The sequence below is a fragment of the Micromonospora sp. RL09-050-HVF-A genome, assembly GCF_019374995.1.
Lineage (GTDB): Bacteria > Actinomycetota > Actinomycetes > Mycobacteriales > Micromonosporaceae > Micromonospora > Micromonospora antibiotica.
The window spans coordinates 1,112,738-1,134,865 of record NZ_JAGKQP010000002.1; the positions used below are offsets into that span (position 1 = coordinate 1,112,738).

Annotated in this window: 20 protein-coding genes and 1 tRNA gene; 13 read left to right on the forward strand and 8 right to left on the reverse strand. The window is 73.4% G+C overall.

Annotated features, from left to right (window positions below):
* Nucleotides 1–138 precede the first annotated feature (138 nt).
* From J7462_RS05205 to J7462_RS05245, 9 genes are all read left to right on the forward strand, one after another.
* Entirely contained in the window at nt 139–930 is a 792-nt protein-coding gene (locus tag J7462_RS05205; RefSeq protein ID WP_219462276.1) for a GntR family transcriptional regulator, read from the forward strand.
* Nucleotides 931–1,161: 231 nt separating this feature from the next.
* Nucleotides 1,162–1,308 carry a hypothetical protein gene (locus J7462_RS05210; RefSeq protein WP_219462280.1) on the forward strand — a complete coding sequence of 49 codons (147 nt, stop codon included), beginning with the start codon at nt 1,162–1,164 and terminating at the stop codon, nt 1,306–1,308.
* A 50-nt stretch (nt 1,309–1,358) separates the two neighbouring features.
* Nucleotides 1,359–2,522: a helix-turn-helix domain-containing protein gene (locus tag J7462_RS05215; protein ID WP_219462281.1), complete on the forward strand. Its 1,164-nt coding sequence runs from the start codon at nt 1,359–1,361 to the stop codon at nt 2,520–2,522.
* Nucleotides 2,523–2,581: 59 nt separating this feature from the next.
* Nucleotides 2,582–3,103 (forward strand): hypothetical protein, encoded by a 522-nt coding sequence (locus J7462_RS05220; protein ID WP_219462284.1) that lies wholly within the window; start codon nt 2,582–2,584, stop codon nt 3,101–3,103.
* Nucleotides 3,104–3,129: 26 nt separating this feature from the next.
* The gene (locus J7462_RS05225; protein ID WP_255597587.1) at nt 3,130–3,798 is read left to right on the forward strand and encodes a hypothetical protein; all 669 of its coding nucleotides are present in this window, start codon (nt 3,130–3,132) and stop codon (nt 3,796–3,798) included.
* Between the two features lie 134 nt (nt 3,799–3,932).
* On the forward strand, nt 3,933–4,613 hold the full coding sequence (locus J7462_RS05230) for a response regulator transcription factor (protein ID WP_219462286.1): 681 nt from the start codon (nt 3,933–3,935) through the stop codon (nt 4,611–4,613).
* A gap of 12 nt (nt 4,614–4,625) precedes the next feature.
* Entirely contained in the window at nt 4,626–6,026 is a 1,401-nt protein-coding gene (locus tag J7462_RS05235; RefSeq protein WP_308290758.1) for an ATP-binding protein, read from the forward strand.
* Nucleotides 6,027–6,360: 334 nt separating this feature from the next.
* A complete protein-coding gene (locus J7462_RS05240) occupies nt 6,361–6,990 on the forward strand; it encodes a Gmad2 immunoglobulin-like domain-containing protein (protein ID WP_219462290.1) in 630 nt (209 codons plus the stop codon).
* Between the two features lie 204 nt (nt 6,991–7,194).
* A complete protein-coding gene (locus J7462_RS05245) occupies nt 7,195–8,685 on the forward strand; it encodes an MFS transporter (RefSeq protein WP_219462292.1) in 1,491 nt (496 codons plus the stop codon).
* Nucleotides 8,686–8,798: 113 nt separating this feature from the next.
* On the opposite strand, the gene J7462_RS05250 is transcribed toward J7462_RS05245, so the two are convergent.
* Nucleotides 8,799–8,871 (reverse strand) — tRNA-Arg (locus J7462_RS05250).
* Nucleotides 8,872–8,902: 31 nt separating this feature from the next.
* On the reverse strand, nt 8,903–10,102 hold the full coding sequence (locus J7462_RS05255; protein ID WP_219462295.1) for an RtcB family protein: 1,200 nt from the start codon (nt 10,100–10,102) through the stop codon (nt 8,903–8,905).
* Between the two features lie 617 nt (nt 10,103–10,719).
* Here J7462_RS05255 and J7462_RS05260 point away from each other — a divergent pair.
* A complete protein-coding gene (locus J7462_RS05260; protein ID WP_219462297.1) occupies nt 10,720–11,505 on the forward strand; it encodes an alpha/beta hydrolase family protein in 786 nt (261 codons plus the stop codon).
* A gap of 73 nt (nt 11,506–11,578) precedes the next feature.
* Here the strand turns inward: J7462_RS05260 and J7462_RS05265 are convergent, their stop codons facing one another.
* The 3 genes from J7462_RS05265 to J7462_RS05275 all read right to left on the reverse strand — a co-directional run bounded on the left by J7462_RS05265 (nt 11,579) and on the right by J7462_RS05275 (nt 14,378).
* Entirely contained in the window at nt 11,579–12,085 is a 507-nt protein-coding gene (locus J7462_RS05265; protein ID WP_219462299.1) for a DinB family protein, read from the reverse strand.
* 224 nt (nt 12,086–12,309) lie between these two features.
* Nucleotides 12,310–13,152: a M15 family metallopeptidase gene (locus J7462_RS05270; RefSeq protein WP_308290759.1), complete on the reverse strand. Its 843-nt coding sequence runs from the start codon at nt 13,150–13,152 to the stop codon at nt 12,310–12,312.
* Complete coding sequence (locus tag J7462_RS05275) at nt 13,149–14,378, reverse strand: D-alanyl-D-alanine carboxypeptidase (RefSeq protein ID WP_308290760.1); 1,230 nt, start codon at nt 14,376–14,378, stop codon at nt 13,149–13,151. The genes J7462_RS05270 and J7462_RS05275 overlap by 4 nt, the downstream gene beginning before the upstream one ends.
* A 228-nt stretch (nt 14,379–14,606) precedes the next feature.
* Here J7462_RS05275 and J7462_RS05280 point away from each other — a divergent pair, with 228 nt between their 5' ends.
* Nucleotides 14,607–14,837 (forward strand): hypothetical protein, encoded by a 231-nt coding sequence (locus J7462_RS05280; RefSeq protein ID WP_219462300.1) that lies wholly within the window; start codon nt 14,607–14,609, stop codon nt 14,835–14,837.
* 141 nt (nt 14,838–14,978) lie between these two features.
* Here the strand turns inward: J7462_RS05280 and J7462_RS05285 are convergent, their stop codons facing one another.
* Nucleotides 14,979–15,758, reverse strand: a complete 780-nt coding sequence (locus J7462_RS05285) for a peptidylprolyl isomerase (RefSeq protein ID WP_308290761.1) — start codon at nt 15,756–15,758, stop codon at nt 14,979–14,981.
* Between the two features lie 173 nt (nt 15,759–15,931).
* Nucleotides 15,932–17,182, reverse strand: a complete 1,251-nt coding sequence (locus J7462_RS05290) for a D-alanyl-D-alanine carboxypeptidase family protein (RefSeq protein ID WP_219462303.1) — start codon at nt 17,180–17,182, stop codon at nt 15,932–15,934.
* A 371-nt stretch (nt 17,183–17,553) separates the two neighbouring features.
* Here J7462_RS05290 and J7462_RS05295 point away from each other — a divergent pair, with 371 nt between their 5' ends.
* The gene (locus J7462_RS05295; RefSeq protein WP_219462305.1) at nt 17,554–18,747 is read left to right on the forward strand and encodes a hypothetical protein; all 1,194 of its coding nucleotides are present in this window, start codon (nt 17,554–17,556) and stop codon (nt 18,745–18,747) included.
* A gap of 186 nt (nt 18,748–18,933) precedes the next feature.
* Here the strand turns inward: J7462_RS05295 and J7462_RS05300 are convergent, their stop codons facing one another.
* Nucleotides 18,934–19,653 (reverse strand): MerR family transcriptional regulator, encoded by a 720-nt coding sequence (locus J7462_RS05300; RefSeq protein ID WP_219462307.1) that lies wholly within the window; start codon nt 19,651–19,653, stop codon nt 18,934–18,936.
* A 134-nt stretch (nt 19,654–19,787) separates the two neighbouring features.
* On the opposite strand from J7462_RS05300, the gene J7462_RS05305 reads away from it, so the two are divergent.
* Complete coding sequence (locus J7462_RS05305; RefSeq protein ID WP_219462308.1) at nt 19,788–22,064, forward strand: excinuclease ABC subunit UvrA; 2,277 nt, start codon at nt 19,788–19,790, stop codon at nt 22,062–22,064.
* The last annotated feature ends 64 nt before the right edge of the window (nt 22,065–22,128 follow it).

Below are 22,128 nucleotides of genomic sequence, written 5' to 3' on the forward strand. Positions count from 1 at the left end.
GACACGTTAAGTAATCGATATTGTCTTATGACAGTCCATGCGACCCAGGTTAAATCTCTGGCGGCCGACCATTGGGTTGGTCGGATACCTGAACCGTCCCGCAAGTAGCCTTCTGTCAGACGACAGTTGGAGAATCCGATGAACGACGCGAGCGGCCACGGCCGGAAGCACAGCGCCGACAGCTTCGCTGCCGAGCTCAGGCGCAGGATCAAGGAAGGGATGAAGGGCTACGAAGCCGGCGCGAAGCTTCCCACCATTCGCGAGTTCGCCGCGAACCCCGACGAGGCCGTAGCACGCGGCGTTGCGGAGAAGGCCATCGATCGCCTGCGAGCTGAGGGCTTGATCGAGTCGCGCCGGGGCTCCGGCAGCTTCGTGCGGGCCAGCCGCATCCCGCGCACCTCGCCGGGCAGGCTCTCGCCAGATCGGTGGGGACGCGGGCTGTCGATCCAGGCACACGACTCGGCGAACCCACCGAAGGCCGTCGACGTCACAGTCGGCGATGTCGTACCACCGGCAGAGGTTTCCGATGCCCTCGGGGTGCCGCGTGGCGACGTCGTGCTGTCGAGGTATCGCCGTTACGTCCGGGACCGGCGTTCAGTCCAGCTCGCCACCGCCTATCTACCGACGGATCTGACCCGTGGCACGCGGATCGAACACACGGACACCGGACCCGGCGGCACGTTCGCCCGGCTCGCCGAGCAGGGCTTCCGACCGACGAGATTCGTGGAGCGGGTCATCAGCCGTGCACCGACTCCCGAGGAGATCAACGGGGTTGACGGGCGAGAGGGGCTGAGCCTGCGCCGAGAAGGCAGCCTGGTCTTCGAGATCACCAGGTATGCCTACGCGGACGATCGCTGCGTCGAGGTGTCCCTCATGGTGCTCGATGCCGAGATGTACGAGCTGGTATACGAGCTCCCCGCCGACAAGTAGCCCCAATAGACAGAAGACACGTTGATTGTCGGCGGACAATCTGCCATCCTTCCTGCGAGGGAAGGTCCCTGCACCGACCGGCTCCTTGTCGAGCACGGACGGGGTAGGGGCCACGGAATCGACCCCACGTAGGAGCGGCCCCATGCAGCACGATGCTGTCGTAACCCCCTGGTCCCATCACCACACCCGGGCAGACAGTCCCGCCGCCGGGGCCGGAGAGCGGGGGCGCTCGTGATCTCCAATGTGCTGTCGGTCCTGTTCGGGGGGTTGGTGCCGGGCTTCCTGCTCGGGTTGCTCGCCTTCCGGGTCAAGTCCCGGTGGTGTCCCCGCTGCGGCGAGTCCACCCACGCCCTGCCGGTGCCGGGGCACGACAGGTGACCGGCCCCGGCCGGCAGCGCACCGGCAGCGAGCCGCCGATCGGACGGAGGATGGCCGAGTTACGGGCCCGCCGGGGCATGAGCCAGCAGGTCTTCGCCGACCGGATCGGCAAGTCGAAGAGCTGGGTCGACAAGGTCGAACGGGGTGTGCGTACCCTCGATCGGCTCTCCGTCATCGAGACGGTGGCCGGGGCGCTCGGCGTCGCGCCGCAGCTCCTGCTCACCGGTCGGCACCCGCCGGCACCGGTCACCGACGTCGGTGCCGCCGTGGAACGGATCCGGGCCGCCCTCGCCCGGCACGACGCCCCGGCGTCCGCCCCGGTCGGGGCGGCGGTACGGCAGCTCGACGACCAGGCGGGCTACGCGTGGACGGCGTACCGCAACGGGCAGCACCCCCAGGTGTTGCGGATGCTGCCCGACCTCCTCGTCGACAGCCGCCACGCCTGCCACGTCAGCCTGGTGGACCCGCCCGTGCTCGCTCTGCTGGTGCGGGTCTATCGGCTCACCGCCCAGACACTGGTCAAGCTCGGCGACGCGCACCTGGCCTGGCTGGCCGCCGACCGGGCCATGATGGCCGCTACACGCGGTGACCCGATGCGGATCGGGCTCGCGGCGGTGTCGCTCGCGCAGGCGCTCCGCGCGCTGCGGCGGGGCCGGCTTGCCACGAACGCCGCGCTCACCGCCGTACGCCAACTCGACCCGGCGGTGACGCACGGCCACCCGCCGGCGGCGGCCCTGACCGGGACGCTGCTCGTCGAGGCCGCCCTCGCCGCCGCCGGTCACGGCGACGCCGTCACCGCCCACGACCTGACCGAACGCGCCGCCCACCTCGCCGCCGACCACGAACGGTACGACCAGGACGGCGTGACGTTCGGCCCCACCAGCGTCGACCTCGCCCGTGCCCTGACCGCGACCCGCCTCGGCGACCACCATCGGGCCGTCGCCCTGCACCGCCGGGCCACCGACCAGGAGGGTTGGCGGCGGCTCCCCGCCGAACACCGCGCCGCCCACCTCATCGACATCACCCGGGCCCACCTCGACCTCGGTGACCACGACGCTGCCGGGCGGGCCCTGGTCACCGCCGACCACATCGCCCCCGCCGAAGTCCGCACCCGCCCAGCCGCCCGGGCCGCCCTGACCGCCGTGCTCCGCGCCGGCCCCACCCCGGCCGACGTCACCCGCCTCGCCGCCACCATCGGCTTGACCCGGCCCTGACCTGTGCACCTGGTCGCCGGACCAGCCATGGATCTCCTGTGGGGCAGCACAATGACGGCATGAATCTTGCCGTGGTCCGTGCGGATGTCGCCGTGATCGACGATCTGTTGCGGTACATCGCCGAGCGCCCGGTCGACCTCAACGATCCGAACTGGATGGCCGAGCTCCGGCAAGCGCCGCCGCCGCTGGAAGAAGCCGGGGTGGTGGCCGAGGCGTCCGCCGCGCTCGATGCGCTGTTGGAGGCGTACGAAACCGGCGGAGCGCCGGCCCGTGCGGAGGTCCGAGACATCTTTCGGGCCTACCCCTCCTTCCGCTGGGCCGCCCACCTACCGGTGGCGTGGAATTCGGTCGGAGAGTTCCGCCGACGACTCGTCCATGTCTCCGCGATGGATCAGGGTGCCGATCCGCGCGACGAGCTGATGGCGATCTGGTCGCTGTGCAACCGAGCCCGCGAGTGCGCCATCGACGTCGAACCGGTGCTGCGCGAGGTGGCGAACCTGTCATCCGACGCGGATCTCCACGGGTTCGGCTCGATGCAGATGCTGATCATGCGAGGGCTGGAGGTACACGACCTCGGCTAGAAATCGCGACAGGGAGCCTGTCACGGTTGTTGCCCCGCTGTTACGTCACGGTGCGGGCGCTGTGGCACGGGCGGCGCACCGTCGACCTCGACCGGCCACCGTGGCCGGACACCGTCGACCGGGAGGACACCATGCGTACCACCAGGACCCTGATGGCGGTCACGGCCGTGCTGGCCGTGCTGCTCACCACCGTCGGCACGGCGACCGCCGCCGGCCGGCTCCGCGCCGGTGCCACCGCCGCACCCTACTGCGGGATCACCTGGGGCAGCGCGGGGAAGACCGGGGGCGACCTGAACCCGGCCCCACTGCTGACCACCCGCACCGGCCAACAGGACTGCTACGACCGGCTGGTCTTCGAGTTCGACGGGAGCGCCGACGGTTACTCGGTCGGCTACGGCGAGGTGTTCACCGAGGGGCAGGGGTTGGCGATGTCGCCGTACACGGCGGGCGGGGCGGTGCTGCGGGTGCAGTTGCGGGAGCCGGCCGTGGGCTACCCGTACCGGGCCGGCGACCACGTGGCGACGGTGCTCGGCTACCGCACCCTGCGCGACGTCGTCTACGGCGGCACCTTCGAGGGTTACAGCACCTTCGCCGTGGGCGTCCGGGCCCAGTTGCCGTTCCGGGTGCTGCTGCTCGCCGGCCCCGGCACGCACAGCCGGATCGTGCTGGACGTCGCCCACCAGTGGCAGGAGTGACCACCCGCCAGCCGCAGGAGTGAGCGCTCGTGGCAAGCGACCACCGGGCCGGGAGGCCGGCACCGACCGGCCCCCCGGCACCGACCGTTGCGCCGGGGCGGGACCGGCCGTCCCGGCACTACGCTGAGGACGTCATGGACGGCCGGGTGCTGCTGGTCGAGGACGATGCCTCCATCCGGGAGGTCACCGCCCTCGGGCTGCGTCGGGCCGGGTTCCGGGTGAGCACCGCCGTCGACGGTCGGGCCGCGCTGGCCGCCTGGCGGGCCCAACCCGTCGACCTGATCGTCCTGGACGTGATGCTGCCCGGCCTCGACGGCCTCCAGGTCTGCCGGGAGATCCGGCGCAGCAGCCAGGTGCCAATCCTGATGCTCACCGCGCGCGCCGACACCATCGACGTGGTGGTCGGCCTGGAGTGCGGGGCCGACGACTACCTGCGTAAACCCTTCGACCTGCCGGAGCTGGTGGCACGGGTCCGGGTGGCGCTGCGCCGGGGCGACGCCGGGCCCACCGAGCCCGTCCTGACGGTAGGGCCGCTGGAGGTCGACCCGGGCCGGTTCGTGGCCCGCCGCGACGGTCGGGAGCTGACCCTCACCGCCACCGAGTTCCGCCTGCTGCTGGAGCTGGCCCGCCGGCCCGGTCAGGTGTTCACCCGGGAACTGCTGCTGGACCGGGTCTGGCGGCACTCCCACCTCGGCGACTCCCGGCTGGTCGACGTCGCGGTGCAACGGCTGCGGGCCAAGGTCGACCACGACCCGGCCGCACCCCGGTTGGTCCGCACCGTACGCGGGGTCGGCTACAAGCTCGACCCGGCGTGACGGGAGGACACCGTGGCCGCCCGGGACGCCGTACCGCCGGGACGGTTGCGCCGCCGGCTGACCGTGGCGTTCCTGCTCGTCGCCGGGGTCTCCGCCGGGACGCTGGCCGGTGGGGCGTACCTGATGCTGCGGCAGGCCCGGTTGGACGCCTCCGTGCAGCGCGCCGCCGCCGACGCCCGCTACCAACTGGTGCTGGCCGGCCAGTTCACGCCGCTGACCGAGGCCCGCCGCGCCGAGCTGCTGGCCAGCTTCGAGGGCACCGGCCGGCACGTGCTGCTGGTGACCGACGACACCGTCGCCTCCGACCCGTCGTACGCCCCCTCCCCCGGCCCCGCGCTGCGGTCGGCCGTCGCCGCCGGTCAACTCGGCTACGAACGGATCGCCGCCGGTGACCATCGACAACTGCTCGTGGTGGGCGGGCGGATTCCCGGTGCCACCGCCGAGTTGTACGCGATCACCGACGAGACCGAGGTCGTCGGGGAGCTGACCCAACTCCGTACCGCGTTGCTGGTCGGCTGGTTGACGGTGGTGACCGTCGCCGCGCTGGTCGGCCACACCCTGGCCCGGCGCACCCTGGAACCGGTGGGCCGGGCCAGCCGGGCCGCCCGGGCCCTCGCCGAGGGGATGCTCGCCACCCGGCTGCCGGTGCGGGGCCGCGACGAGTTCAGCGACTGGGCGGCGGCGTTCAACGAGATGGCCCAGGCGCTCCAGGAGACCATCGACGACCTGTCCCAGGCCCAGGCCCGGGAGCGGCAGTTCACCGCCGACGTGGCGCACGAGCTGCGTACCCCGGTCACCGCGCTGGTGGCGGCGGCCTCGCTGCTGGCCGACCAGCTCGACGAGCTGCCCGGGGACGCCCGGCGGGCCGCCGAGCTGCTGACCTCGGACGTGGTGCGGCTGCGGGCCCTGGTCGAGGAGCTGATGGAGATCTCCCGCCTGGATGCCGGCGGCGAGCCGTTGGCCGTCCGGTCGGTGGACGCGCTGGCCCTGCTGCGCCTCCTCGTCGACGGGCACGGCTGGGCCGGCCGGGTCCGCGTCGACGGGGTCGCCGCCACCGTGCGGACCGACCCGCGTCGGCTGCGACGGGTGCTGGCCAACCTGGTCGGCAACGCCGTCGCGCACGGCGAGGGCACGCTGCGCGCCAGCACCTCGACCAGCGGCGGGAAGCTGGTGTACGAGGTGTCCGACGAGGGGCCGGGCATCGACCCGGTGCACCTGCCGCACCTGTTCGACCGGTTCTACAAGGCCGACCCGGCCCGGTCGGGGCGGGGCAGCGGGCTGGGCCTGGCCATCGCCCGGGAGAACGCCCGGTTGCTGGGCGGGCAGCTCACCGTGACCAGCACCGTCGGCGTCGGCACGACGTTCCGGTTGACGCTGCCGCACCACGGGCCACCCGGCGACGGTGGCCCGTGAACGGCCGTCACCTGCGGGGGCGGTGCCGGGGTCACCGTCACCGGGCGCGGTGGCCCCGGCACCGCCGGGCGGTCGTCCTGTTCGCCGCGCTCGCGGTGCTGACCGGCAGCTGTGCCGACACCCGGTCCGGCACCCTCGGGCCGGCCCCACCGCCGTCGCACCGGCCCACACCGCCACGGCCCCCGGCACGGCCGCACCCCTGCCGTCGGCTCCGACCGGCCGGCCGACCGCTCCCGACGACACCGGGCCGGCACCGGTGCCCCCGGCCGGCCCCACCGGCGGGGAACCGACCGGGACCGTCACCGTCGAGCTGTGGTTCACCAGGGACGGGACGTTGACGCCGACCCGGCGGACCCGCCCGGCGACGCCCGCCACCTCCCGGCTGGCACTGGCCGAGTTGGCGACCGGTCCCACCGCCGAGGAGGCCGCCGTCGGCCTGCGCACCGGGGTTCCGGCCGGGGTGGCGGTCACCCGGATCGACGGCGGCACCGCGACCGTCGTCACGCCCACCGCCTTCGCCGCCGCCGACGCCCCGCTGCTGCGGCTGCGCCGCGCCCAGGTGGTCTGGACGCTTACCCAGTTCCCCACCGTCCGCCGGGTCGTCTTCACCGGTGCCGACGCCGTGGTGCTCACCCGGGCGGACCTGGCAGACCTGCTGCCGCCGATCGTGGTCACCGAGCCGACCGTCGGCCGGCGGGTCAGCTCACCGGTCACCGTCGCCGGCACCGCCGACGTGTACGAGGCGACAGTGACCGTGCGGATCCTCGACGCCGCCGGGCGGATCCTCGGCACCGGCTTCACCACGGCCGACTGCGGCACCGGTTGTCGCGGCGACTACCGGAGCACCGTCGGCTACCGACTGACCGAGGACGGCGTCGGCGCGGTCGAGGTCTACCAGGTGTCCCCGCGCGACGGGGTCCCGGAGCACGTGGTCCGGATCCCCGTCCGGCTCGCCGCCGCCTGAGTCACCGACGCCGGCACACCGGGCCCGCCCGGGGCTCCGCACCCAGGTTCTCCGGCCGGCCCCGCGCCGTCGGCGTCGTTGCCCCGAAAGTGCGACCGGCTCCAGATCCGGCTGTGGGTCACCGACCCCGTCGATAACGTGAGGCCGAGATCGGCTCGGGTTTCCCCACCTCGGGCAGGTTCCCACCGTCACGGAAGGCGCGTCATGCCCGGTTCCTCCTCGGCCAGGCCGGGCGCATCCGACGCCGGGGCGTCGACTGCGGCGCACCCGCGACGCTGGCTGGTGCTGGCGGTCATCGCCGTCGCCCAGCTGATGGTCGTCCTCGACGCCACCATCGTCAACATCGCCCTCCCGCAGGCCCAGGCCGAACTCGGCATCTCCGACGCCGACCGGCAGTGGGTCGTCACCGCCTACACCCTGACCTTCGGCGGGCTGCTGCTGCTCGGCGGCCGGATCGCCGACTTCTGGGGGCGTAAGCGCACCTTCGCCACCGGCATGGTGGGCTTTGCGCTCGCCTCCGCCATCGGTGGCCTGGCCACCACCGGCACCCTGCTCTTCGCCGCCCGTGCCCTCCAGGGCGTCTTCGGCGCGCTGCTCGCCCCCGCCGCGTTGGCGCTGCTCACGGTGATCTTCACCGAGACGACGGAGCGGGCCAAGGCGTTCGCCGTCTACGGCGCCATCTCCGGTGGCGGCGCGGCCGTGGGTCTGGTCCTCGGCGGGGTGCTCACCGAGTACGCCGACTGGCGCTGGTGCCTGCTGGTGAACATCCCGATCGCCGCCGTCGCCCTCGCCGCCACGATCCCGCTGGTGCCGGAGAGCCGGGCGCACGGCGACACCCGGTACGACGTCCCCGGCGCCATCGCGGTCACCGCCGGGCTGGTCAGCCTGGTCTACGGCTTCACCAAGGCCGCCGAGGACGGTTGGGACGCCCCCGCCACCATCGGTTTCATCGCCGTGGGGGTGGTCCTGCTGGCGATCTTCGTGGTGATCGAGAGGCGCTCCCGCCACCCGCTGCTGCCGCTGCGCATCCTGCTCGACCGCAACCGGGGTGGCGCCTACCTCGCCTCCACCCTGATCGGCGCGGGCCTGTTCGGCGCGTTCCTCTTCCTGACCTTCTATTTCCAGGTGGTGCTGCGCTACACCCCGGTCGAGGCCGGCCTGGCGTCGCTGCCGGTCACCGGGGGCGTGCTGATCGCCGCCGGGGCGGCCAGCCAACTGCTGCCCCGCCTCGGCGCGAAGCCGCTGATGCTGGCCGGGGCCGCCCTCGCCGCCGGCGGCATGCTGCTGCTCACCCGGATCGACGTGGACACGTCCTTCGTCACCCACCTGCTGCCCGCGCAGGTGGTCATGGGCCTGGGCCTGGGCTTCACCTTCGTGCCCCTGTCCAGCCTGGCCCTCTTCGGCGTGCCGGAACACGACGCCGGGGCGGCCAGCGCCACCCTGAACGCCACCCAGCAGATCGGCGGGTCACTGGGCACCGCCCTGCTCAACACCATGTACACAAGCGCGGTCACCGCGTACCTGGCGACCCGGGTGCCGGACCCGGTCACCCAGGTCCGGGCGTTGGTGCACGGCTACACCGTCGCCTTCGCCTGGGGTGCCGGGCTGATCCTGCTGTCCGGGATCAGCACCCTGCTGCTGATCAGGGTACGCCGCCACGACCTGGGCTCCGGGGGCATGACGCACCTGGGCTGAGCCCTCGCAGACCGCGCAGCGCCGGCCCGTGCACCGCAGACCGCGCAGCGCCGGCCCGTGCACCGCAGACCGTGCACCGCAGACCGTGCGGCGCGGACGGGCCCCGCAGACCGTGCCCCGACCAGGATTCGAACCTGGGCTCTCCGGTTTCGTAGACCGGCGCGCTGTCCGCTGCGCCACCGGGGCTCACGGCCGACGCCCGGGGGCGTCGGCCGGTCTAACCCTTCACACACACCACCTGCTTGAGGTGGGCCACCACCTCGACCAGGTCGTCCTGCTGGGCCATCACCTCGGTGATGTCCTTGTACGCGCCGGGGATCTCGTCGACCACCCCGGTGTCCTTGCGGCACTCCACCCCGGCGGTCTGCACCGCCAGGTCGTCAACGGTGAACGTCCGCTTCGCCTGCCCCCGCGACATCCGCCGCCCGGCCCCGTGCGACGCCGAGCAGTACGCGTCCTCGTTCCCCCGCCCCCGCACGATGTACGACCCGGTGCCCATCGACCCCGGGATGATGCCCAGGTCCCCCCGGCCGGCCCGGATCGCCCCCTTGCGGGTCACCAGCACGTCCACCCCGTCGTAGTGCTCCTCGGCCACGTAGTTGTGGTGGCAGGAGATCGGCTCCCCGTAGCTGACCTGCGGGAACGTGTCCCGCACCACGCCGCAGAGCAGGGCCAGCATGACCGCCCGGTTGCGCCGCGCGTACTCCTGCGCCCACCACAGGTCCCGCCGGTAGGCGTCCATCTCCGGGGTGCCGGCGAGGAACACCGCCAGGTCCCGGTCGGGCAGGTCGGCGTTGTGCGGCAGGGCACGGGCCACCCCGATGTGCCGCTCGGCCAACTCCTTACCGATGTTGCGGGAACCGGAGTGCAGCATCAACCAGACCTGCCCGGCGTCCGGACCGTCCTGCTCGACGCAGACCTCGATGAAGTGGTTGCCCCCACCGAGGGTGCCGAGCTGGTGCCGGGCCCGGCTCTCCAGCTGCGCCACCTTCCGGTCCAGGGTCGAGAACCGGCCCCAGAAGTCGTCCCAGCCACGCTGCTCCAGGCCCCGGACCCGGCGCGGGTCGACCGGGTCGTCCCGCTTGGCGAAGCCGACCGGCACCACCGCCTCGATCGCGCTACGCAGCGGTGCCAGGTTGTCGGGCAGGTCGGCGGCGGTGAGCGAGGTCCGGACCGCGCTCATCCCGCAGCCGATGTCCACGCCGACGGCGGCCGGCGAGACGGCCTGCCGCATCGCGATCACCGAGCCGACGGTGGCGCCCTTGCCGTAGTGCACGTCGGGCATCACGGCGACGCCCTGCACCCAGGGCAGCGCGCCGATGTTGCGCAACTGCTGCGCCGCCTGCGGCTCGATGCCGTACGGGTCGGTCCAGACCCGTACCGGCGCCTTCGTGCCCGGCAGCGGGGTGAATGCCATGATCGTTCTCCTCGTTCCTGGGAGCAGGGGTGACAGGATTCGCACCTGCGACCGTCGGGTGTGGAATCCGGTGCGCTACCCGTTGAGCTACACCCCTCGGCGGGTGTCGGGGATCGAAAAAGCCGCCCGTTCCCCTGGTGGGGTGGGCGGCTGCGCAGGTCGCGCTGGCGCTATCCGCGCCGCCACCCCGATCGCCACCGACAACCCCGGGCTCGTTCGCCGGCTGTCAACAGCACGCCGCCGCGCGGCTGGGACCGCGTGGTCTCGGTGCTGAGGTACGGCGACACGGTGTGCTCCCCGGTTGGTCGGTGTGGCGTCGACGTCGAACCTAGGCGCGCACCCACCCGGGCCGCAACAGATATCGGTAGCTGCCGGCTATCGGGGCTCGCACATCCTGGACAGGATGTCGAGCCAGACGCTGCCCACGATGGCGACCGGGTAGGCCGCCTCCCGGACCTGCCCGTCGGCGGTCTGCACGGAGAGTGGATGCGTCGACCGGCCCGCGCCCGGGGGTGTCGAGGTCGATCACGGCGTCCTCGGTGGGCATGGCGACAGCCTAGGGCCGACGGCGGCGACGTCGTGTCCGGCAGGGCCGGCACGCGGTACGGTCCATGGCCATGGCATTGATGCGGTGCGAGTTCGACTCCGAGGCCCTGGGCATGAGCACGTCGATGACGGTGATCCTGCCGCAACCCGACCCGGCACGGCCGACGCCCACGGGGCCGGCCGACGCGGGCCCGCCGGTGCTCTACCTGCTGCACGGGCTCAGCGACGACGACACCGCCTGGACCCGCCAAACCTCGATCGAACGTTACGTGGCCCCGCTGGGTCTGGCCGTGGTGATGCCCCAGGTCGGCCGCAGCTTCTACACCGACGAGACGCACGGCAACCGGTACTGGACGTTCCTCACCGAGGAACTGCCCGAGGTCTGCCGGTCGTTCTTCCGGCTCTCCGACCGCCGGGAGGACACCTTCGTCGCCGGGCTGTCGATGGGCGGCTACGGGGCGGTGAAGTGGGCGCTGCGGCAGCCGGAACGCTTCGCCGCCGCAGCCAGCCTGTCGGGGGCGCTCAACGTCGCCCACCGCCGCTACAGCCCCGACCGGCCGCTCGACCCGGACGTCTGGCACACCGTCTGGGGTGACGCCCCGACCGCCGGCCCCGACGACGACACCGTGGCGCTGGTCGGCCGGGCCGGACCCGACACTCCCCCGCTCTACGTCGCCTGCGGCACCGAGGACTTCCTCTACGACGACAACGAGCGCTTCGTCGCCGCCGCCCGGGACCGGGGCGTGCCGGTGACCGTGGACTTCTCCCCCGGCGACCACGACTGGCCGTACTGGGACGCCACGATCCGCGACGTGCTGGCCTGGCTGCCGCTGCGCACCCGGCCCCCCGTCAGCTGAGCCGACGGGCGCGGCACCACCGACGGCGGCACCGCCACCGGGCCGCACGGCGCAGGGGCGCCACGGTGGGCGGTCAGACTCCCACGCTGCCGTCGACCGCCTCCCGCAGCAGGTCGGCGTGGCCGTTGTGGCGGGCGTACTCGTGCATCATGTGCAGCATCACCAGCCGCAGCGACACGTCCTCACCCCAGCGTGCCTGGTGGCCGGTGACGTCGAGCGAGGACGCCGCCAACTCGATACGTCGGGAGTGCGCCACCTCCCGCTGCCACGCCGCGAACGCCTCCGCTCCGGTGGACCCGGTCGGGTCGTACGCCTGCTGGTAGTCGCCGGTGTCCGACCAGAGCAGCGGCACGTCCTGCGCGTCGATCACCCGCCGGAACCAGGCGCGCTCCACCTCGGCGAGATGCCGCAACAGGCCGAGCAGGGTCAGCTGCGACGACGGCACGGCCCGCTGGCGCAGTTCCTCGTCGGTCAGGCCCTCGCACTTCATGGCGAGGGTGGCCCGGTGGAAGTCGAGGAAGGCACGCAGCGTCTCCCGCTCCCCGGCGAGCAGCGGCGGGCCGATCCGTTCGGTGGTCATGTCGGGTCCTTCACGGGACGGGACCGCCCCGGGCGGGCGGCCGGGAGCCGTCGGGCAGCCTAGCGGCCGATGGCTGCCCGACCCGCCGAAGTTCGTGCCGACCGGACGTGCGGGTGCTGGTCACCCGGCCGGCGTGGTGACGCGGCGGGCGCGGATCACACCGTCGGGTGGTGCCGGTGGTGGGCGTCCCGGCGACGTCCGTCCCGGGCCGGCGACCGGGCCGCTCAGCGGGGCAGGGACGCCCGGGCCACCGGGAAGTCGAAGTAGGTGTCGGGGTAGGGCTCGTCGGCGTACCGGTAGTGCCACCACTCCCGGTCGTAGTTGACGAAACCCTCCTGCGTCATCAGGCGTTCCAGCAGCTGCCGGTGGGTCCGGGCGGCCCCGGTGACCCGGGCGTCGGCGGTGTGCGCCAGCGGGTCGAAACAGTCGAAACCGGTGCCCATGTCGAGGCTGCCGTCGGCGAACCGTCGGTCGGCCGGGTCGGTGCAGGCCACCAGCGGCTGGCCCGGGGCGTACGAGGCGCGGGGCGGGGCCGGGCGGGGCTCCAGGGTCAGGTCGAGGGTGCTGCCCCGGCTGTGCGCGGTGGGGGCGCCGAGGTAGCCGTCGGCGAACAGCTTCGACTTGGCCACCCGGGGATAGAACTCCGCCTTCGTCTGCTGCGCTGCGGGGTCCTTCGCCCAGCGGACGAACTCGTCGGCGGCGCGCTGCGGCCGGTAGCAGTCGTACACCCGCAGGCTCAGCCGTTGGGCGCGGGCGGCGTCCTGCACCCGGCGCAACGCCTCGGCGGCGGTACGGGTGAGCAGGCACAACGGCTCGTCGTAGCCGTCCACCGGGCGGCCGACGAAGTTGTGCGGGCCGGCGTAGCGGATATCCACGACGATGCTCGGGTCGACCTCGGACAGCAACACCACGTCGGTGGGGGCACGTGGTCCGGTCGGGGTGGGCGTCGCGGCGTCCGCCTGCGGTGCGGGCTGCGGTGGCCGGTCGCAGCCCACCGCCACGAGCAGCACCGTGACGACCAGCAACCGGGCCAGCACCCACCGGGGGTGCTCCGCCCCGCGTCTCACCGCCGTCGGCGGACGTCGTGTGGTCGGTGGCGCAGGGCGAGCAGCAGCCCGGCGAGCCCGGCCACGACGGCGGCCAGGGAGACCGCGACCAGCGGACGTGACCAGGGGTGACCGGGCGGGTCGAGCCGGCCCGGACCACCGGCGGCGGCCAGCGGGGGCGGGGGGACGGCGGTCCCGGACGGGCCCGCCGTCAGCTCACCCGGGTTGACCAGTCGACCCACGGCCGCACCCCGGGGCACCCCGAACCCCCAGTCCAGCAGGGCCGCCCCCTGCTCCCAGCCCCGTTTGTCGACGACCTCCGCGCCGAGCAGGGTGACCACCAGCCGCCGTCCGCCCCGCTCGGCGGCCCCGACGTAGGTGTGCCGGGCCAGGTCGGTGTAGCCGGTCTTGCCGCCCAACGCCCCCGGGTAGCGGTAGAGCAGCTGGTTGTCGTTCTGGATCGGGAAGGCCTTCTCGCCCAACGCCGGCTGGGCCGGGATCATCGCCTCCCGCGTGGTGTCGTAGCGGCGGAAGGTGGTGTCGGCGAAGCAGGCGCGGGCGATCAGCGCCAGGTCGTACGCGCTGGTGAACTGGCCCGGCCCGTCCAACCCGGACGGGGTCACCGCGTGGGTCTGCAACGCGCCGAGCTGCCGGGCGTGCGCGTTCATCGCCCGCAGCCCACCGGGCAGCCCGTCGGGGCCACCGCCGAGGCGGGCCAGCGCGTTGGCCGCCTCGTTTCCGGACTTGAGCAGCAGGCCCAACCAGAGGGTCTCGATCCGGTACCGGCCACCCTCGGCGAAGCCCACGGCGGAGCTGCCGGGCTCGATGTCGAGGTCGCCGGGGGTGAGGGTGACCACCTGCCGGGGGTCGAGGGTCGGCAGCACGGTGGCGGCCAGCAGCAGCTTCTGCACGCTCGCCGGGGTGCCGTGTTCGTGCGGGCCGCAGCCGCCGAGCACGTCGCCGCTGTCCAGGTCGGCGACCAGCCAGGAGGTGGCCGGTACGGCGGGCGGCCTGGGTGTCCCGGCCGGCCGGACCTGGCCCGTGGTGGCCAGGGCGGGGCCGCCGACCGCCCGGTCGGCGGCCTCCGTGTGGGGCGGGACCGGTCGGGGCGGCCGGGACACCGCCGGCACCGGCGCACACGGACCGGTGGTCACCGCCCCGGCGGCGTCCGCCACACCGGCGGGTGCGACGACCGGCGACAGCAGCACGACGGCGATGACGGCGGCGGTACGTCCCCGAACTCTCACGCTGACGAAGGTAGTGACACCCGCCCCGCCGGTCCGGTGATCCGGCGAATCCCACCCGGTGGGGCGGCCGGGTCGCTAGCATGCGCCGGTCGACGGGGTGGCGCCGCCGGTCGGACCCGGGTCGGGGCCGATGGGCCGTGGCAGCTGCCAGCAGCCGGACGGCGGCGGGAGGTGTCGACGACGGTGGATGGGGGTAGCGGAGGGTAGGCACCGGTGAAGGAGGAGACCATGACCGATCCCCGTTACGCCCCGATCGGCCTCGCGGTCGGTAACGACCTGGTCGACGTCGACGACGTCGACACCCGTCCCGTGGTGGGTGCGGACGACGCCCGCGCCGACGCCGCCCGCGCCGGCGCGGAGGTGGACCTGTCCGACGGCACCCGGGACGGCGACGGCGTGCCGGTCGGTACGGCCGACGCGGACGCCGACCGGACCCGGGCGGCAGGCGAGCAGGGCTGACCGTCGGGCGGGGGTGGTCGCCCGCCCCCGCCCGGCAGGTGCGCCGGCCCGTCGGGCTGAGCCCGCACCGGCCGGCTCACCGGCGACCCGGGGTGCCCGCACCGGAGGGTGCGGTGGCCCGGGCCGCCGGGGCCGGACTGCTCAGTGGCCTCGGATCGCGCGGTGGATCTGCACCGGCAGGGCCGGGGCACCGTCCACCGGCGCGGGGTCCTCCGGGGTGGGCGCGATGCCACCGGCGGCGATCTTGTCCAGGGTCTTCAGCCCGGCCACGTCGATGGTGCCGAAGACGGTGTAGTTGGGGCGCAGCGCCGAGTCCGACTGGACCAGGAAGAACTGGCTGCCGTTGGTGTCCGGCCCGGCGTTGGCCATCGCGAGCGTGCCCCGGGCGTAGAGCCGGCGCACGCCGGTCGGGTCGGTCGGCGCGGGCGGCAGGTCGGTGGGCAGTTCGTCGCGGTAGCGGTAGCCCGGCCCGCCCTCACCCGTGCCGGACGGGTCACCGCACTGGAGCACCTTGAGCGTCGGGTAGGCGGTCAACCGGTGACAGGGCGTCCAGTCGTAGAACCGGTGCCGCGCCAGGTGCAGGAAGCTCTGCACCGTGCACGGGGCCTGCTCCCGGTCCAGGGTCAGGCCGATCGGTCCGTGGCTGGTGCGCAGGGTGACCCGGACCGTGCCCTCGTCCGGCGTCCGGCGCGGGTCCCGCGGCAGCGGCACCGGCCGGGCCGGTGGTTCGTCGGGCGTGGAGGTGTACGCGCACGGCCCCTTCGTGGTCCGGGCGGCGCTCGGCCCGTCGGCGGGCGCGGCGACGGCGGCGGTGCCACCGGCGACGACCAGTGCCGCCGAGGCCAGCGCCACCCCGGCGAGGCGGGTCAGCCGGCCGGCCGGACGCGACCCGGCGGCGAACGGTCGGGGTTCACTCGACACTGTGGTCCTCCTGGACTCGTGGTACCGGAGAGGCGGGCGGTACCGCAACGACCGGAGTCTATGGAGGGCCGGCCCGGTTGTCGACGCTGATCGACACCGGGCGGGGCGGCACCGCCGGTCCCCCGGGCGGGCCGCCGCGGGTCTCCGCGCGCCGCAGCCGGCAGTGCCGGCGGTCAGTCCCAGGCGACGCGTCGGCGGACCCGGCGACGGGTCCGCCGACGACCGACAGCGAACAGGACGGCCAACACCCCGACCAGGGCCGCCGCACCGCCGATCACCGCCGTGCCGAGCCAGTGCGGTGCGCCCACCGCCGCACCGGCGGGACCCGGGGCGGCGGCCACCGGGGCGGACGGCGACACCGACGCGCGGGGGGTGGTCACCTCCCCCGGCTCGACCAGCCGCCCGACCGAGGCGTCCCGGGGCAGGCTGAAGCCCCAGTCGAGCAGCCGCGCCCCCTGCTCCCAGCCACGCACCGGGCGGGCCTCCGCACCGAGCAGGGTCACCACCAGCCGACGCCCACCGCGTTGCGCGGCTCCGACGTAGGTGTGCCGGGCCAGATCCGTGAAGCCGGTCTTCCCGCCCAACGCCCCCGGGTACCGGTAGATCAACTGGTTCTCGTTCTGGATCTGGAAGCCGGGCTTGCGCAGTGCGGGTTGGGCCGGGATCTGGGTCCGCTCGGTCAGCGCGTACCGGCGGAAGGTGGGGTCGGCGAAACAGACCCGGGCGATCAGCGCCAGGTCGTACGCGCTGGTGAACTGGCCCGGCCCGTCCAACCCGGACGGGGTCACCGCCCGGGTCTGCCACGCGCCGAGCCGACGGGCCTCGGCGTTCATCTCGCGGACCCCGGCGGCGGAGCTGCCCGCGCCCAGCCGGGCCAGCAGGTTGGCCGCGTCGTTGCCGGACTGCAGCAGCAGGCCGAGCCAGGCGGTCTCGACCGAGTAGCGGCCACCGTCGAGCAGGCCGACGGCGGAGCTGCCGGGCTCGATGTCCAGGTCGGCGCGGGTCACCGTGACCACCTGTTTCGGGTTCAGCTTCGGCAGCATGGTGGCGGCGAGGAGCAGCTTCTGCACGCTGGCCGGGGTGGCGTACGCGTGTGGGCCGCAGCCGCCGAGGACCGCTCCGGTGTCCAGGTCGGCGACCAGCCACGACGTCGCGGTGACCGGCGGTGGCGCGGGCGTGCCCGGGGGAACGGTCAACCCTGGGGTGGCCAACGACTCTCCGCCCACCGTCTGCTGCTCGGGCACCGCCGGCGGCGGCGCGGGCCGGGGAGGCCGGGTGACCTTCGGCGTCGGCAGCTTCGGGCACGGCACGACGGTCGCGCGGGCCGAGCCGGCGCGGCCCGCGACGCCCGCGTGCGCGGGGACCGGCAGTGCCACGGTGAGGAGTACGGCCGCGACGGCGGCGGCCAGGACCCGGGCTCTCATGGTCAGGCACCCTACCGAGGCGGGGCGTCGCTCTCCCAGGGGGCGCGACCGGCCCGACGGGAGCGGGTCGCCTCACTGTCGATGATCACAGCATTACTCCACGTTACCGAAATTGCTGCCGCAGGGCACGGGCGGGATCGCTCCCATGCGCTCTGAGCTGCGGTTTTACCGACGACCACGGAGTGCGACCGGAAGCTCACCGAAATTCTTGAACGATCTCCGAGTGGTCCCCGTATCCATCGCCGCAAGGACGGACCGGGGCGCTGCCGAGTACGAGGCGGCGGACGACGGCCCACCTTCACCCCAGCCACCGTCGGACCGACCGGACGCGACACCCGTCGACGGTCCGCCGGAGATCAGAGGAGAGGTACATGGCCAGGCCAATGCGGAAGAATTCCGTTCTCAAGCTCGGCGGAGTGGGCGCCCTGGCGGTGCTGCTCCTGGGTGGCGGCCTGCAGCTCGCCTCCGCCGCCGAGAACACCGGCAGCAGCGCCGCGCAGACCGTGAACTGCCCCACCGTACGGGACAAGCTGCCGGCGGTCCCGGCGGCGGCCGCCGCCGGGGTGGAGCGGGAACTGGCCAACCTGGACGAGGAGATCGCCCGGCAGAACGAGCGGCTGGCCAAGCAGGCCGCCGACCCCCAGGGCGGCGCCAACTTCATCAACAACGCCATCCTCGGCCCGCTGAAGAGCAAGCGCGTCGCGGTGCTGGACCGCATCGAGATCAACTTCAACCGGGTCGGTGCGCAGCGGCCCAATCTGGACAGCCTGGCCACGTGCGGGTTGAACGCCCCGGGCGTCGCCAGTGTGCTGAACAGCTCCGTCAAGGCCGGCAACGCCGCCACCGGCGGGAACAACACCACTGCCGCCGCCCAGACGGTGAACTGCCCGACGCCGCAGATCCCCGCCGTCCCCGCCCAGGCCGCCGCGAACGTCCAGGCCGAACTGGCCAACCTCGACAAGCAGATCGGCGAAGCCAACGCCCGCCTCGCCCAGCAGGCCGCCAACCCCCAGGGCGGCGCCAACTTCATCAACAACGCCATCCTCGGCCCGCTGAAGGACAAGCGCCAAGCCGCCCTCGACCGCATCGAGATCGCCTTCAACCGCGTCGGCGCACAACGCCCCAACCTCGACAACTTCGCCGCCTGCGGCCTCAACGGCGCGGGTGCCGGGAACGCGGGCGCGGGCAACAACGGTGCCGGGAACAACGGCGCGGGTAACAACGGTGCCGGCAACAACGGCGCGGGCAACAACGGTGCCGGCAACGCGGGGAACGCCCGGACGGTGAACTGCCCGACGCCGCAGATCCCCGCCGTCCCCGCCCAGGCCGCCGCGAACGTCCAGGCCGAACTGGCCAACCTCGACAAGCAGATCGGCGAAGCCAACGCCCGCCTCGCCCAGCAGGCCGCCAACCCCCAGGGCGGCGCCAACTTCATCAACAACGCCATCCTCGGCCCGCTGAAGGACAAGCGCCAAGCCGCCCTCGACCGCATCGAGATCGCCTTCAACCGCGTCGGCGCACAACGCCCCAACCTCGACAACTTCGCCGCCTGCGGCCTCAACTGACCGGTCACTCACGGACGGCCCGGCGGATCATCCGCCGGGCCGTCCGGCTGTGCGCACCCACCCCGGCACACCCGACGTCCCACCCGGCTCAGCACACCCCCGCCGTGGTCAGCGCTCCCCCATCCAGCTCAGTGCGTCCCGACCGACCCGGTACGCCTCGGCCGACTCCAGCGCGCCTCGGTCGGCTCAGTGCGTCCCGGCCGGGCCGGTTTCGGCGAGGTAGTCGGCCAACGCGGCGGAGCCTCGCAGCCGACGCACGCTGCGGACGTGCAGGTCCTGCTCCCGCCGGGCGAGTTCGGCCCGCACCCGGTCCGGTCGGCCGGTGCTGCGCAACTCGTCGAGGACCGCGGTGATGATGTCGAACGGGTACCCGCCCCGACGCAGCAGCGCCACCACCTGCGCCGCCCGCCACTCGGCCACGTCGTACACCCGGTAGCCGGTGCCCCGCTGCCGGTGCGGGCGGAGCAGGCCGCGCTGCTCCCACAGGCGCAGCTGCGAGGTCCGCACCCCGACCTGGGCGGCCACCACACCGATCCGGGCGTCCCGGCGGGGCACAGCCGCCGCCGGACTGTCCAGCACCGTCTCGAAGGCGCCCAGCACCCGGGCGATCTCGGCCCGTTCGCGGTCCAGCTCGGCGTGCCCGGCGTCGAGCGCGGCGAGCGCCGCCGGCAGCTCACCCCGGTGCACGGCGGCCAACACCTCCCGGGTACGCGCCCAGCCGTGCCCTTCGGCCATCCGCCGGGCCACGGCCAGCGCCCGGACGTGGCGTTCGGTGAACATCCGGTAGCCGCTCGGGGTGCGGTCGGCCGGTGGTAGCAGTCCGTCGGCCAGATAGTTGCGCACCTGCTGGGTGGAGATCCCGGCACTGGCCGCGACGTCGACCAACCGCCACCGTCGCTCCCCCATCCGGCCCCTCCGCTCGCCCCCGTCCAGCCTAGTGGTTGCCACGTGGTTTGAGACTTTCCGCCCACCTGCACCCGGTCGGCTCGGCGTGCTCCGACGGAAGTCTCAACAGGAGCATGAATGAGAAAATCGAAGGTATGGAGCAATCAGCACGGTCCACCGCCGACCACCACGACATGATCGAGGTACGGGGCGCCCGGGAGAACAACCTCACCGGCGTCTCCGTCGACATACCCAAGCGACGGCTCACGGTCTTCACCGGGGTCTCCGGGTCGGGGAAGTCCTCCCTGGTGTTCGGCACCGTCGCCGCCGAGTCCCGCCGCCTGATCAACGAGACCTACAGCGCCTTCCTCCAGTCGTTCATGCCGAACCTGTCCCGCCCCGACGTCGACTCGCTGCGGAACCTGACCCCGGCGATCGTGGTCGACCAGGAACGGATGGGGGCGAACTCCCGCTCCACCGTGGGCACCGCGACCGACGCGTACGCGCTGCTGCGGATCCTGTTCAGCCGGCTCGGCGAGCCACACGTCGGCGGGGCCGGGGCGTTCAGTTTCAACCTCGCCGAGGGCATGTGCCCCACCTGTGAGGGGCTGGGCCGGGTCTCCGACCTCGACGTGTCGGCCATGGTGGACGTGGAACGCTCGCTCAACGACGGGGCGATCCTGGTGCCGAACTTCGCCGTCGACTCCTGGTACTGGCAGACCATCGTCGGGTCCGGCCTGTTCGACCCGGACGTCAAGCTCCAGGACTTCACCGCGCAGCAGTGGGCGGACTTCCTGCACAAGCCGGCCACCAAGATCAAGGTCGGGACCAACAGCTGGACGTACGAGGGGCTGGTGGTGAAGGTCCGCCGGCTCTACCTGGCCAAGGACCGGGAGTCCATGCAGCCGCACATCCGCGCCTTCGTGGACCGGGCGGTCGCCTTCGCCACCTGCGCCGCCTGCGGTGGTGCCCGGCTCAACGCGGCGACCCTCTCGTCGAGGATCGCCGGACGCAACATCGCCGAGTGCGCGGCCCAGCAGATCAGCGACCTGGCGGAGTTCGTCGGCGGGATCGACGCCCCGTCGGTGGCGCCGCTGGTGGCCGACCTGCGCGACACCCTGGACTCGCTGGTGGAGATCGGCCTCGGCTACCTCAGCCTGGACCGGGAGTCCGGCACCCTCTCCGGCGGCGAGGCGCAGCGGGTGAAGATGGTCCGCCACCTCGGGTCCAGTCTCTCCGACGTGACGTACGTGTTCGACGAGCCGACGGTGGGGCTGCACCCGCACGACATCAACCGGATGAACGACCTGCTGTTGCGGCTACGCGACAAGGGCAACACGGTGCTGGTCGTGGAACACAAGCCGGAGACCATCGCGATCGCCGACCACGTGGTCGACCTCGGCCCGGGAGCCGGCGCGGCGGGCGGTCGGATCTGCTACACCGGGGACGTGACCGGGCTACGGCGCTCCGGCACGCTGACCGGCCGGCACCTCGACCACCGGGTCACCCTGCGGACCGCCGTCCGCACACCCACCGGTCACCTGCCGATCCGGGGCGCCGACCTGCACAACCTGCGCGACGTCGACGTGGACCTGCCGCTGGGGGTGCTGACCGTGGTCACCGGCGTGGCCGGCTCGGGCAAGAGTTCACTGATCCACGGCTCGTTGCCCCGTCGGGACGGGGTCGTGGTGGTCGACCAGTCCGCCATCCGGGGCTCCCGACGCAGCAACCCGGCGACCTGGACCGGCCTGCTCGACCCGATCCGCACCGCGTTCGCCCGCGCCAACGGGGTGAAGGCCGCGCTGTTCAGCGCCAACTCCGAGGGCGCCTGCCCGACCTGCAAGGGAATCGGACTGGTCTACACCGACCTGGCCACGATGGCTGCCGTCGCCACCGTGTGCGAGGCGTGCGAGGGGCGGCGCTACACCCCCGAGGTGCTGAGATACACGCTGCGCGGCCGCAACATCAGCGAGGTGCTCGGCATGTCGGTCACCGAGGCCCGGGAGTTCTTCCCGTCCGGCCCGGCCAGGGTGGTGCTGGACCGGCTGGCCGAGGTCGGGCTGGGCTACCTGACCCTGGGGCAACCGCTGACCACCCTCTCCGGTGGGGAACGCCAGCGGCTCAAGCTCGCCGTGCACATGGCCGAGAAGGCCGCCACCTACGTGCTGGACGAGCCGACCACCGGTCTGCACCTGGCCGACGTGGACCAACTCCTGGCCCTGTTGGACCGGCTGGTCGACGCGGGCAACACGGTGGTCGTCATCGAGCACCACCAGGCGGTGATGGCGCACGCCGACTGGATCATCGACCTGGGTCCCGGTGCCGGACACGACGGCGGCCGGATCGTCTTCACCGGCACCCCCGCCGACCTGGTCGCGCACGGTGACACCCTGACCGCCAGCCACCTGCGGGAGTACGTCGCACCCCGGTGACCCCGGATCACCGCCAGCCCGTGGCCGACGCCCACGGACGCCCCTGACCGGCGGGCCGCGAGCA

Bases quoted from the DNA above. Each gene is read 5' to 3' on its own strand.
- J7462_RS05290 (WP_219462303.1), bottom strand. From the start codon at position 17,182: ATGAGAGCCCGGGTCCTGGCCGCCGCCGTCGCGGCCGTACTCCTCACC.
- J7462_RS05295 (WP_219462305.1), top strand. From the start codon at position 17,554: ATGGCCAGGCCAATGCGGAAGAATTCCGTTCTCAAGCTCGGCGGAGTG.
- J7462_RS05245 (WP_219462292.1), top strand. From the start codon at position 7,195: ATGCCCGGTTCCTCCTCGGCCAGGCCGGGCGCATCCGACGCCGGGGCG.
- J7462_RS05205 (WP_219462276.1), top strand. From the start codon at position 139: ATGAACGACGCGAGCGGCCACGGCCGGAAGCACAGCGCCGACAGCTTC.
- J7462_RS05220 (WP_219462284.1), top strand. From the start codon at position 2,582: ATGAATCTTGCCGTGGTCCGTGCGGATGTCGCCGTGATCGACGATCTG.
- J7462_RS05260 (WP_219462297.1), top strand. From the start codon at position 10,720: ATGGCATTGATGCGGTGCGAGTTCGACTCCGAGGCCCTGGGCATGAGC.
- J7462_RS05215 (WP_219462281.1), top strand. From the start codon at position 1,359: ATGGCCGAGTTACGGGCCCGCCGGGGCATGAGCCAGCAGGTCTTCGCC.
- J7462_RS05255 (WP_219462295.1), bottom strand. From the start codon at position 10,102: ATGGCATTCACCCCGCTGCCGGGCACGAAGGCGCCGGTACGGGTCTGG.
- J7462_RS05265 (WP_219462299.1), bottom strand. From the start codon at position 12,085: ATGACCACCGAACGGATCGGCCCGCCGCTGCTCGCCGGGGAGCGGGAG.
- J7462_RS05230 (WP_219462286.1), top strand. From the start codon at position 3,933: ATGGACGGCCGGGTGCTGCTGGTCGAGGACGATGCCTCCATCCGGGAG.
- J7462_RS05280 (WP_219462300.1), top strand. From the start codon at position 14,607: ATGACCGATCCCCGTTACGCCCCGATCGGCCTCGCGGTCGGTAACGAC.
- J7462_RS05305 (WP_219462308.1), top strand. From the start codon at position 19,788: ATGGAGCAATCAGCACGGTCCACCGCCGACCACCACGACATGATCGAG.
- J7462_RS05300 (WP_219462307.1), bottom strand. From the start codon at position 19,653: ATGGGGGAGCGACGGTGGCGGTTGGTCGACGTCGCGGCCAGTGCCGGG.